The 11,546-nt window shown below is 66.6% G+C and carries 10 protein-coding genes; 8 read left to right on the top strand and 2 right to left on the bottom strand.

What is annotated here, in order from left to right; genetic code table 11:
- Positions 1–100: 100 nt before the first annotated feature.
- Positions 101–721 (top strand): DUF1442 domain-containing protein, encoded by a 621-nt coding sequence (locus PW843_29995; protein MDE1150803.1) that lies wholly within the window; start codon positions 101–103, stop codon positions 719–721.
- A 7-nt stretch (positions 722–728) separates the two neighbouring features.
- On the opposite strand, the gene PW843_29990 is transcribed toward PW843_29995, so the two are convergent.
- Positions 729–2,039 (bottom strand): MFS transporter, encoded by a 1,311-nt coding sequence (locus tag PW843_29990; GenBank protein ID MDE1150802.1) that lies wholly within the window; start codon positions 2,037–2,039, stop codon positions 729–731.
- Between the two features lie 49 nt (positions 2,040–2,088).
- Positions 2,089–2,736, bottom strand: a complete 648-nt coding sequence (locus tag PW843_29985) for a helix-turn-helix domain containing protein (protein MDE1150801.1) — start codon at positions 2,734–2,736, stop codon at positions 2,089–2,091.
- A 265-nt stretch (positions 2,737–3,001) separates the two neighbouring features.
- Here PW843_29985 and PW843_29980 point away from each other — a divergent pair, with 265 nt between their 5' ends.
- From PW843_29980 to PW843_29950, 7 genes are all read left to right on the top strand, one after another.
- A complete protein-coding gene (locus tag PW843_29980; protein MDE1150800.1) occupies positions 3,002–4,912 on the top strand; it encodes an AsmA family protein in 1,911 nt (636 codons plus the stop codon).
- Positions 4,913–5,264: 352 nt separating this feature from the next.
- The gene (locus PW843_29975; GenBank protein ID MDE1150799.1) at positions 5,265–6,134 is read left to right on the top strand and encodes an ABC transporter permease; all 870 of its coding nucleotides are present in this window, start codon (positions 5,265–5,267) and stop codon (positions 6,132–6,134) included.
- Between the two features lie 4 nt (positions 6,135–6,138).
- Positions 6,139–6,894: an ABC transporter ATP-binding protein gene (locus PW843_29970; GenBank protein MDE1150798.1), complete on the top strand. Its 756-nt coding sequence runs from the start codon at positions 6,139–6,141 to the stop codon at positions 6,892–6,894.
- 77 nt (positions 6,895–6,971) lie between these two features.
- Complete coding sequence (locus PW843_29965) at positions 6,972–7,856, top strand: hypothetical protein (GenBank protein ID MDE1150797.1); 885 nt, start codon at positions 6,972–6,974, stop codon at positions 7,854–7,856.
- A 79-nt stretch (positions 7,857–7,935) separates the two neighbouring features.
- Complete coding sequence (locus tag PW843_29960; protein MDE1150796.1) at positions 7,936–8,643, top strand: hypothetical protein; 708 nt, start codon at positions 7,936–7,938, stop codon at positions 8,641–8,643.
- A 41-nt stretch (positions 8,644–8,684) separates the two neighbouring features.
- Positions 8,685–9,851: an AGE family epimerase/isomerase gene (locus PW843_29955; protein ID MDE1150795.1), complete on the top strand. Its 1,167-nt coding sequence runs from the start codon at positions 8,685–8,687 to the stop codon at positions 9,849–9,851.
- A 132-nt stretch (positions 9,852–9,983) separates the two neighbouring features.
- On the top strand, positions 9,984–11,519 hold the full coding sequence (locus tag PW843_29950; GenBank protein MDE1150794.1) for a hypothetical protein: 1,536 nt from the start codon (positions 9,984–9,986) through the stop codon (positions 11,517–11,519).
- Positions 11,520–11,546 lie beyond the last annotated feature (27 nt).

The raw sequence follows: 11,546 nt of genomic DNA, 5'->3' as shown, positions 1-11,546 counted from the left end.
CACCCATTCCGATATCTTGAGCGCCGATCCATCGACACTCATATCGATGGCATGAACGTCAGTCGGGGCATGGGATCGGCCCTGAAGGTGGGGAGAGACGATGTATTTGGACCAGAAGATCATCGCGGTGCTGCAAACCTATCACGACCTGATCGGTGAGGAACGCGCCCGGCCGCGTGAGGAGGTGCCGGGCGGCCGCGACGGCGGCCAGGACCGGCGCATGCGGGCCGTGGGGCCGGAGACCGGGCGGGTGCTGAACATCCTGGCGCGCAGCCTGAAGGCGCCCACCATCCTGGAACTGGGCACGTCCTTCGGTTATTCCGGCATCTGGCTGGGGGAGGCGGCGCGCGCCACCGGCGGCCGGCTGATCACCATGGAGTTGCACGACTACAAGTCCGACGTGGCGCAGGAGATGGCGGGCAAGGCCGGCCTGTCCGACCATATCGACTTCCGCGTGGGGGATGCCGTGCAGATGATCGGCGACCTGGCGCAGGGCGTGGACTTCGTGCTGGTCGATCTGTGGAAGGATCTCTACGTGCCCTGCCTTGAGGCCTTCTATCCCAAGCTCAATCCCGGCGCCATCATCGTGGCCGACAACATGCTGCGCCCGGGGGATGAGGGCGTGCGGGCCTATGGCCGCGCCATCCGGGCCAAGCCCGGGATCACCAGCGTGCTGTTGCCGGTCGGCACCGGCATCGAGGTCTCACGGTTCGAGCCCTGAGGGAGGGCTAGTCCCGCGCGGCGCGGCTGGCCAGATAGGGTTTCAAGCCGGCCAGGCCGAACAGGACGGACACGGCCAGCATGGCCGGCGGCGCCACCGCCAGGGAATACCCCACCAGCCGGGCGTCGCCCAGGACGTAGTCGGTCACCAACGCCACCAGGGTGGGCCCCAGGCCCAGGCCCAAGGGCGTGATCACCAGGATGGCAAGCGCGGCGCCGATACCGCGCATGCGGGGCGGCAACATCTCCTGCAAGGCGGCCGGGCTGTTGCTGATCATCATGGTGCTGAAGAACAGGCCGGCGGCGATCAGGACCAGGGCCAGGGTGGGATCGGCCACCAGCGGGGCCGCCATGGCGAAGGGCAGGGCGGCCAGGCTGCTGCCCACCATGGCCAGCAGGCGGCCGTTGGCCCGGCCACGGCTGACCAGGAAGTCCCCCACCACGCCGCCGGCCACCACGCCCAGGGTGCCGAACACGATCAGCAGGCTGCCATAGGCATGGCCCGCCTGCACCGCCGTCCAGCCATGAACGCGGATGAAGAAGCTGGGAAGCCAGGCGGCATGGGCATAGGCGCTCATGGTGGAAAAGGCGCCGCACAGCAGCAGGCAGACCAGCGTCCCGGCGTGGCCGCGCAGATAGGTCGCGACCTCGGCCAGGGGCGGGGCGGCGACGGGCGCCTTGGTACGGGTGGGCTCGCGCAACGTCGCGACCCACAGCGCCATGGCCAGGCCGGGCAGGCCGACGATGACGAACACGCCCTGCCAGGGACGCAAATGGCCCAGGGCCCCCAAGTCCAGCCCACCGTTCGCGGCCAGGGCGCCAATCACGGACGCCCCGCCCATCAGGGCGGCGCCGGCGCCCAGATAGACACCCATGCTGAACAGGCCGAAGGCCAGGCCCAGGCGGCGGGCCGGCACCAGGTCGGTGATCAGGGAAAAGGCGGCGGGCAACAGCACGGCCTCACCCACGGCGACGCCCATGCGCGCCACGGCCAGGCCGATGTAGCCTTGCACCAGGCCGCAGGCGATGGTCATGACGCTCCAGAACGCGATGCCCAGGGCGATCAGGCGGATGCGCGACCCCCGATCCACCAGGCGCCCGATGGGCAGCCCGCCCAGGCCCAGGACCAGGGCGAAGGCCAAGCCCTGCAACAGGCTGATGCGGGTGTCGTTGAGATTCAGGTCGCGCTTTATGGGTTCCACCAGCAGGCTCAGGATCTGCCGGTCCAGGAACGAAAAGGCGTAGGCGAGCAGCAGCACGCCGATGCCGTACCAGGCCCGACCGCCCATCACCGAATTCTCGCCGTGTCCACGTGCCATGCTCATCCCCCATTCGCGCCGGAAGGGGTAGGCTGAAGGGGAACAACGGTCAAGCGGACAGGGCCGACGCCATCCGAATGGATTGGGCTTGATCGGCGGGGGCGTCGTGCGTCGGGGCGGCGAAGCCGTACAGGATGGCTTCGCTCATGCGGCGATAGCGGTAGGCGATCTGGTTGGGCGACAGCGTCGGCAAGGTCTGATTGATCCCCCGCGCGCCGTCGGACAGCAGTTGCACTAGTTCCTCCACGGCATAGCCGGGCCGCAGGGCCAGGTGCCCATGGGCCACCAACTCCATCATGAAGGCGGCGAAATCGCTTTGGAACTGGGTTGCCGCCTCCACCATGATGTCGCGGCAGCTGCGGAAGGCCTGGTCGTTCAGTTCCTGGGCGTGCGGCGACTGGCTGAGCCGCCGCCGGGTGTTGCCGTACCGCACGTCCAGCAAACCGGCCAGGATGTCCAGCACGCCGGCGCCGTCGGCCAGCAATTGCCGGCCGGCGGCCAGGCTTTCGGCGCGCGTGCGGTCGTTGCCCGCCCGGATGGTGGCGCGGAACGCCTCTTCCTTGTTGCTGAAGTGGTGATAGAGACCGCGCCGGGTCAAACCGCACAACTTCGCCAGCCCACTCATCGTCAGCTGGTCATACCCGTGGTCCAGGAAAGCCTCGGACAGCCGACGCATCACGGGTTCACGGACTGTCATGCGGCAATACCCCCTCAAAACTGCTCAGGCCCACATCATATGCGCAAACAACGATATGCGTATCAGGAATTGATGTTTGTCGATTGCTGCAATCAAAAGTGCGATCGGCGGCCCATCCCCATGTGTCCACCATAGACAGGTGCCAGGCCTGATGGAAATGGACAGATGGTCCAAACTGCCCGGATATGGCCTATTGGGGAACCAACGGCGCCCTTCCGGGTTCAAAGGTGATACGGAAACTCCGGAGCCACGGGGGACCGCGATCATGCGACGGGCATACAGGATCATCGGCTGGACCTTGGGCGCGATCGGGCTGGCCATCGGGCTGGTCGGCGTCGCCGGCTATCTGTTCATCACGTCCGATTATGTGCGGGCCCAGCTGGAGAATCATGCCGACGCGGCCTTGGGACGCAAGACTAGGATCGGCAGGATATCGATAGATTGGGGCTGGACCAGCCACGTCCGCCTGGACGACGTGGCGATTTCCAACACCGACTGGGGCAAGGCCGACCACCTGTTCAAGGCGGACCGGATCGAGTTCGACATCCGGCTGCGCCCGCTGCTGCATGGCGATCTGGTGCTGCCGACGCTGACCTTCCAGAAGCCCGATGTGTCGCTGGAACGCAGCCCGGAGGACCGGTCCAACTGGAGCCCGGAGGAAAGCCCGGTGGCCCGGGGGGCGGTTGAGCAACTGGCGCCCAAGGAACGGCATGAAATGCCGCTGATCGGGCGGCTGGAAATCAACGACGGCCACGTCGGCTATCGGGATATCAAACGCAAGCTGGACCTGGACGGCACGGTCCAGACGGCGACGGGGCAGGCCAGTGCCGACCCGCAGGCGGAACTGTCCCTGACCGGAAAGCTGGAAGACCAGCCGCTGACCCTGCATTTCATTGGCGGGTCCGCCCTCATGCTGCGGGAAACGGACAAGCCCTATCCCGTGGACCTCAATGTCAGCTACGGCACCACCAAGCTGTCGCTGAAGGGCACGCTGCAGGATCCCCTGCAATATACCGGCGCTAACGTCCAGCTGTCGCTGTCGGGGCAGGATCTGGCCGACATCTTCCCCTTGCTGGGCATCCCCGGGCCGCCGACGCCGCCCTACCGCATCGTGGGCCAGTTGCATCACGAGCCTGGCGTCTGGCGCCTGGTGGACATGACCTGGCATGCCGGCGACAGCGACCTGGCGGGCGACGTGGCGGTGGACCAGCGCCCCAAGCCGTCGCACCTGACGGCCCACCTGGTGTCGCAGAACCTGTCCTTCGTCGACCTGGCGCCGCTGGTGGGCGCCACGCCGGGCAAGACCGGCAATGTGTCGGCGCAGCAGAAGCGCACGGCCGAACAGATGGAAGCGAAGGACGAACTGTTCCCCGACGTGCCGCTTAAGATGGAACGGCTGCGCGCCATGGACATGGATGTCACGCTGGACGCCAAGCGGGTGGTGGCGCCCTCCTACCTGCCGGTCGATACCTTATACACGCGTGTCGTGGTGCGGGACGGCGTGGCCCGGGCCCAGCCGCTGGTGGTCGGCCTGGGCGGCGGCAAGCTGGAGGGGCAGTTGGCGGTGGACGCCAGGACCGATGACCCCAAGACCGACGTGAACGTGAACTTCCAGGATGTCGACCTGGGGGCGTTCTTCCGCGGTTCCCGGTATTTCGATACCACCAAGGGTAAGCTCAGGGGCCGCGTCCTGCTGGCGGGCGAGGGGCATTCGCTGGCCCGGGTGATGGGCTCGGCCACGGGCAACGTGGCCGTCGCCATGACCGGCGGCACGGTCAGCAGCCTGATGGTCAGCCTGGCCGGTCTGCAGATCGCCGACGCGCTGGCGCTCTACATCCTCGGCGACGACCAGATCCCCATCCGCTGCGCCGTGGGGCGCCTGAACATGAACCATGGCCTTGTCGCCTTTGACCGCACGGTGGTGGATACCCACAAATCCGTCCTGCATGTCGACGGCCAGGCCCAGTTGAAGACCCAGCAGGTGGACAGCCGGATCACCGCGGACATCAAGCATTTCGACCTGCTGGACCTGCATGCGCCGGTGGTCATCAAGGGCAAGATTCGCTCACCGGACATCTCCATCGGCGGGCGTTTTCCCATTCCCACGCCCGATTTCGGCGGCGCCGACGACGTCAATTGCGACGGCCTGATCCGGCAACTGATGGCGGCCGACTGAACCCGACATCATTTCATGGGCGGCACCGGCGCCATAGAATGGCCACAGACCGGGGCTCCATTCCCCCATGGCCGGGGCGGCATGGCCCATCGACCACGAGGTCGGGATTTGCGGCGTGGGAGGCTTGAGGTTTTAGGATAGAACAGCACGGCGGGGTTATGGTAACCCCTGTGCGATTGAGGACGGACCATGCAGCCTCGTGGGCAGCCCCATGGGCGGTTGCGTGGCGGTTCGTCCGAACGGACCAGCATCGCAGCCCTTTAACCGGTGCTACGGTAGATTTCTCCCGCGCCTCCGGCGCCCGCGACAGACGTTAAGAGCGTGGTGATATTATTTTGGAGCCTTCTTCCACATGATGGTCACCGGTAAGCCCCTCTCCGCCCAAGCGGAGGCCGCCCAGACGGGCACCCCGCAGACCACCAAATCATCCAAAGCCAGCAAGGGATTGTTGGCCTTCCGTGATCTCAGCAGCGGCCTCGGTCAGCATTGGCTTTGGCGCTCTCTGGCCATGCAGGACATCATCCTGCGCTATCGCGGTTCCATCCTGGGTCCGCTCTGGCTGACGCTCAGTTCGGCCATCATGATCGCGGCCATGGGTTTCCTGTACTCGCAGATATTCCATCTGCCTGCGGCTGAGTATGTGCCCTTCCTCGCGGTGGGCCTGCTGACCTGGCAGTTCATTTCCGCCATGATCAGCGACGGCTGCACCGTTTTCATGTCGGTGCAGCATGTCATCCAGCAGGTGCGGCTGCCCTACATGACGCACGTTTTCCGCAGCGTGTTCCGCAACGTCGTGATCCTGGGCCACAATGCCATCCTGATTCCCATCGCCTTTGCCGCCGTGGGGCATCCGGTGGGGTGGGAAGCGCTGCTGTGCATCCCGGCCTTGCTGGTGCTATGCATCAATGGCGTGTGGATCAGCCTGTTGCTGGGCATGGTCAGCGCCCGCTATCGCGACGTTCCTCCCATCGTCGCTGCGCTGTTGCAGGTGGTTTTCTTCGTGACCCCGGTATTCTGGACCGTTGAAACCCTGGGCAAGTACCGCCATGTCGGTGAGTTCAATCCCCTGTTCGCTGCCATCGACATTGTCCGGGCGCCGCTGTTGGGCCAGCCCGTGTCGGCGCATTCCTGGGCAATTGTCGGCCTTCTGACGGTGACGGGATTGGTGGTGACGGCGGAATTCTTCCGTCGTTTCCGGTCCCGGATCGCTTACTGGGTGTGATTTTATGGCCTCGCTGCATTTGCAAGACCTGACGGTCGAGTTCCCGATCTATCAAGCCAGCGGCCGCTCGCTGAAAAAGGCGCTGTTCGCGGCCCCCATCGGCACTAATCTGGCCCGCGATTCGTCGGATCGCCTGCAGATTCGTGCCCTCAATCACCTGAACCTGACGATCGAAAAGGGCGACCGCGTCGGCCTGATCGGTCCCAACGGCTCGGGCAAGACCACCTTGCTGAAGACCCTGGCGGGCATCTATGAGCCGACCAGCGGCGCCCTGCACACCCAGGGTCGCATTTCCGCCTTGCTGGATGTGTCGCTGGGGCTGAACCCCGATGCCACGGGCCGTGAGAACGTCCTGCTGCGCGGCATGTACATGGGCATCCACCCCAAGGAAATGCAGGGCCACGTGGAAGAGGTGATCGAGTTCACCGAACTCGGCCCCTACATCGACATGCCGGTGCGCACCTATTCGGCCGGCATGATGCTGCGCCTGGCCTTCGCCACCTCCACCTGCATCGAGCCGGAAATCCTGCTGATGGATGAATGGCTGGCCGCCGGTGACAGCCATTTCCTGTCCAAGGCGCAGAAGCGCATGGAGGACTTCGTCCAGCGCTCCAGCCTCATGGTCCTGGCCTCACACTCCATTGAGCTGCTGGCGAAGTGGTGCAACAAGGGGCTGTACTTGCGCAACGGCAACGTCATCGCTTACGGTCCCCTGGCCGAGGTGGCGGAGATCTACCAGCAGTCGCTGGCGGAAGCTTGACGCGGCCCTTGCAACAGCCCTTTCGCCCCGGCGCGGCTTAGCCCGCACCGGGGGTGTTCCAGGAATCACCGTCCATCATGGTCAGAAAATACGTTTGGGCCGGCATCGCGGTGCTGCTCGCCGTCGTCGCCTTCAGGCTCAGTCAGGGAAGCGGCGACCTGTCGTCATTCTTCCTGGCGATCCGCGAGATGGCGAAGCCGGCCGCCGGCGTGTACCTGATGTTCTTCGGCCAGCCGGAATTTGCCCTGGTCCTGGCGGCCGGCATGATGACGGCCTGCGCGCTTCTGCTGGGGGGCTTCTGGGCCAGCCAGGTCCGGCGTACGCTGACGATCCTGAAGCAGGTCACCGGCTCGGCCCTGCTGGTCATGTCCGAACCGAACGACCGCCGCATCGCGTCGATGAAGCGGCTGATGGAATCGCACCATCTGCTGATGGATGAATGGCGGATGTTCGAATCCACGCTGCTGGATGCCGGCCGTGACACCGACCGCCGCGCCTATTCCACCATTCGACCCCAGGAGTATTTCTCCATGGAGGCGATGGAAAGCCGGGGCCTGGATTTCCGCTTTTACGTGGCCTTGCCCAACTATTTCGTGGGCGTCGGCCTGATGTTCACCTTCATGGGCCTGGTGGCCGGCCTCTATTTCGCCAGCAAGGGCATGGAGGTGGGTGATCTGGCCGAGGCGCGCCAGGCGCTGGGGCGCCTGCTGGCCGCGTCGACCATGAAGTTCGTCAGTTCCGTGGTGGGCATCGGCGCGTCGGTCGTGACGTCGCTGTTCGTCCGCCACTGGCAGCGCCAGGTGCAGGCGGCGCTGGATGACCTGTGCCGTGCGGTGGAACTGTGCTTCCCCCTGATCTCCGCCCACCGCCTGATGGGCAACTGGGCCCAGGACCGGATCAGCCCGTCCACCGTCACCCCGCCCGAGGCCGCCGCGCCTGAGGCGGCGAGCCAGGCTTCGTGATCCGGATATCATCATGAGACGGGGAACCAGGGCACACGGCGAGGACCAGGAAAGCTATTTCGCTTCCATGTCCGACCTCATGGCCGGCATCGTCTTCATCTTTCTGATCATGCTGATGGCCCTGTCGATGTACAACATCGACGACAGCCCCAAGCAGGACCAGACCCAGGACCAGAAACAGCAGTCGGAAAAGCTGTACCAGGAAACGCTGGCCCGGATCATGGAAGAGCGTGCCCGGATGATCGAGGGGCTGCAGCGTGATCTGGCGGCGCGCCATATCGATGTCGCGGCCGATGCTGCCAATGGTCGCCTGATCCTGCCCGCCGGACAGTTTTTCCCAAGCGGAACGGCAGCCTTGAGCGCGGAGGGCCGGGACAGGATGGCCGCCGCGGCCGAGGTGCTGGCCCGTTACCTCACTTGCAAGCCGGATGTGGCAGGGCTGCCTTCGGGGGCCTGCCCCGTCACGGCGCCCGTGGAACTGGTGGATACCGCCGTCTTCGCCGGTGCCGCCCCCAAGGCGGGCACACCGCCGGACACGACGGCGCGCATTCAGGCGCTGGAAGCCAGTGCCGCGTTGATCTCGGCACAGCCCACGCTCTACGGCCTGCAGGGGCGGGGCGGGCAGGCGGTGCTGTCCGTGCATGGTGCGCCGGCCGCGGTGCCGGTTCAGGCGCCGCCGCAGGGTGGCCGCAAGGCGGGGCGCCCGGCCGCTCAGGCGGCGATGCCGCAAGAGGCGGGCGACCACCTGACCTTGACCTTCACCATGGCGCTGCCGCCCCGTTCGTGACGCCGGGCGGTTTTGCGCGCACCTTGATATCGAGGCGCTTCATGTCGTGGTCCAGCCCCTTCGTCCGATACGCTTTCGACCGTCTGCTGCCTCTGTGCCGCGACGGTTTCGCCGACAGGGCCCACGGCGGCTTTCATGAGCGTCTGGACGCGGCGGGGCGGCCGCTGGCCCTGGGCTACAAGCGTTCCATGGTGCAGGCCCGCCAGCTTTACGTCCTGTCCCACGCCGCCCTGCTGGGTGACCGCAGCGGCATGGCGGCGGCGGAGCGCGGATACGACTTCCTGGTGCGCCACTTCCATGACAAGGCCCACGGCGGCTGGTTCTTCAAGGCGCACCCCGACGGCCGGGTCCTGGATGATTCCAAGGATTTCTATGGCCATGCCTTTGTGCTGTTCGGCCTGGCGTACGCCCATGCCGCCTTCGCGGCCCCGCGCGCCATCGAATTGGCGCAGGCGACGTGGGTGGTCATGCGGGACCGCCTGGCCATGCCCGGGTTGGACGACGGCAGCTGGGGCGGTCTGGCGGAGGGCGCCGACGCCGGCTGGACGCTGAATGGCGCCGTGCGGCGGCAGAACCCGCACATGCACCTGCTGGAAGCGCTGCTGGCCCTGTACGAGGTCACCCGCGACGGCGCCTGGCTGAATGAGGCCGGCGCCGTGGTGGGGCTGTTCCGCCGCCGCTTTCACCATGCCGCCACCCACACCCTGGGTGAATTCTTCACCCAGGATTGGCGACCCGATCCGGCCACGGGGCACATCGTGGAACCGGGCCACCATTTCGAATGGGCCTGGCTGCTGGACCGGTACGTGGGCCTGGGCGGCTCGCCCGATGTGTTGCCCCTGGCGGACGCCCTGTTCGACAAGGCGGTGGCCCACGGCTTCCTGCCCGATGGGGGCATCCTTGACCAGATGGATCCGCAAGGCGCCCCCATCGCCCGTACCCGCCGCGTCTGGCCGGTGGCCGAAGCCGTCAAGGCGGCGCTGTCGCAGGCCCGGCGCGGGCAGGGAACCGACAGGGGGATTGCCGCCCTGGATTTGGCCCGCCGCCTCACCGCCCATCTGGAAACCGCCTTCCTGGATATGGAAACCGGCCGTTGGGTCGAGACCCAGGATGAGGCCGGCCGGCCGGTGATGCGCGACCTGCCGGGCAGCACACCCTACCATCTGTTCCTGGCGGCAACCGAGGTCCAGGCCGCCCGCGTCGGATAAGCCGCCCCTCTGGCCATACTCTCCGGCTGAGACGATCGTCATACACCGATCGTTATAGCCTTAGCGGTTTCTTAACCCTGTTCCCCCACCATGGAACCGAGGCTTGGGGAAACGGCATGGAGGGACAGGGCCATGGCTGGGTTGATCAACCGCATCGTCTCCTGGTTTTCCCAGGAAGAGCGTGCCCCCGCCGCTGTCCAAGCGGGGGGCGCGTACCTCGACCCGGACCAAGCCGACAAGTCCGGCCTGTCGGCCGATGAGACCCTGTTCCGTCAGCGCCTGAAGGCCGTCCTGGGCCCCCGCAAGGTCGCCCAGGCCGGCTGCGTCCAGTTCGTCGGGCTGGACAGCCTGAAGGACAGGCTGGGACCGCGCTGGCCCGCCGTCCGCGATCGCGTGCACGCGCTGGCCGATCGGCTGCTGCGCCAGATGCTGTCACCCGCGGACGTCTATTACGGTTATGGCAACGAGACCTACGTCGTGGTCTTCGCCAACCTGGAGGCCAACCAGGCCTCCCTCATTTGCGCCAAGCTGATGCAGGAACTGCAGCGCGTGCTGTTGGGTGAGCCGGACCTGTCTACCATCGTCGTGCGCACTGCTGCGCGGGAGACATCGGGCGACCTGGTCCTGAAGCCGGAGCGCCTGGCCGACCTGCTGGCAAAAATGGCGTCCCGCGCCCGCCCGACGGCGGTGCCGGAAACCACGCGGGAAGCGGTGCCGAGCACGGCCGGCACGGCGAAGAAGGTGGACGGCGCCGTCACCGGGGAGATGTCTGCCATGGCCGCCCCGGGCCAGGATGGCCGGGGCGCCACCAGTCAACCGGCCGCGCCGGCCGATGCCGACCCCTGGGCGCACCTGCGCCCCGCGATGGGCCCGCTGGAGGTGGTGTACCGCCCCGCCTGGGATGTCAAAGGCCAGGCGCTGGGCCTGTACGTGGCCAGCCCCCGCCGCGGCCGGCCGGGCCGCCAGCACGTCTACGGCTACGACACCCTGGCCACTGGCGGGGGCAGCGCGGGGCCCGGCGCTGGTACCGGCGCCCGCGCCCCGCAAGGCACCGTCAGCGAATTGCAGGAAATCCTGGGACTGGACCGCGAAGTCATGCGCCAGGCGGTGGATGCCTACCTGGAACTCTACGACAACCGTTTCCGCTATTACCTGGCGCTGCCCGTCCATTTCGAAACCCTGGCGGGCGCCCCGCGGCGGCGGGCTTACATGGAGTTGGCCAGCCACATCCCGGCGCACCTTTATCCTTTCATCACCTATCATCTTCTGGGGGTGCCGGATGGGGTGCCGTCCAGCCGCCTGGCCGAATTCGTGGCCGCGTTGCGCCACGTCGGCCGGGCCGTGATGGTGCGTACCGAAATCGCGCCGCATCCGTTCGCCACGTTCGCGGCCGCCGGGGTCAAGGGGGTCGTCCTGAGCCTGCCGCCGACGGTGTCCCGCGACCGCTTGATCCAGGACTTGTATTTGACGGCGGCGGAGGCGCGTCGGCGCAACCTTCAGGTCTTCGTCGATGGCGTGGATGGTGCCGCGCTGGAAAGCATCGCGGAAGAGGCGGGGGTGAACTTCATGGCCGGTGACCTGATCGGCGGCTGGATGGACTATCCCGAACACGTCACCCGGCTGTCGCGCCGCGACATCCTGGAGAACGGCGCTCAACTGGACCGCTGAGCATACCTCAGGCCAGCGGCGCGAAAC

The sequence above is a fragment of the Azospirillaceae bacterium genome (assembly GCA_028283825.1).
In the GTDB taxonomy this organism is placed as follows: domain Bacteria; phylum Pseudomonadota; class Alphaproteobacteria; order Azospirillales; family Azospirillaceae; genus Nitrospirillum.
Note: the sequence above shows the minus strand (reverse complement) of the source record. Positions and strands in the feature narration are given on the sequence as shown.

Excerpts from the sequence above, each read along its gene's own strand:
- PW843_29980 (MDE1150800.1), top strand. The coding sequence starts at position 3,002 with ATGCGACGGGCATACAGGATCATCGGCTGGACCTTGGGCGCGATCGGG.
- PW843_29965 (MDE1150797.1), top strand. The coding sequence starts at position 6,972 with ATGGTCAGAAAATACGTTTGGGCCGGCATCGCGGTGCTGCTCGCCGTC.
- PW843_29995 (MDE1150803.1), top strand. The coding sequence starts at position 101 with ATGTATTTGGACCAGAAGATCATCGCGGTGCTGCAAACCTATCACGAC.
- PW843_29985 (MDE1150801.1), bottom strand. The coding sequence starts at position 2,736 with ATGACAGTCCGTGAACCCGTGATGCGTCGGCTGTCCGAGGCTTTCCTG.
- PW843_29955 (MDE1150795.1), top strand. The coding sequence starts at position 8,685 with ATGTCGTGGTCCAGCCCCTTCGTCCGATACGCTTTCGACCGTCTGCTG.
- PW843_29950 (MDE1150794.1), top strand. The coding sequence starts at position 9,984 with ATGGCTGGGTTGATCAACCGCATCGTCTCCTGGTTTTCCCAGGAAGAG.
- PW843_29960 (MDE1150796.1), top strand. The coding sequence starts at position 7,936 with ATGGCCGGCATCGTCTTCATCTTTCTGATCATGCTGATGGCCCTGTCG.
- PW843_29975 (MDE1150799.1), top strand. The coding sequence starts at position 5,265 with ATGATGGTCACCGGTAAGCCCCTCTCCGCCCAAGCGGAGGCCGCCCAG.
- PW843_29990 (MDE1150802.1), bottom strand. The coding sequence starts at position 2,039 with ATGGCACGTGGACACGGCGAGAATTCGGTGATGGGCGGTCGGGCCTGG.
- PW843_29970 (MDE1150798.1), top strand. The coding sequence starts at position 6,139 with ATGGCCTCGCTGCATTTGCAAGACCTGACGGTCGAGTTCCCGATCTAT.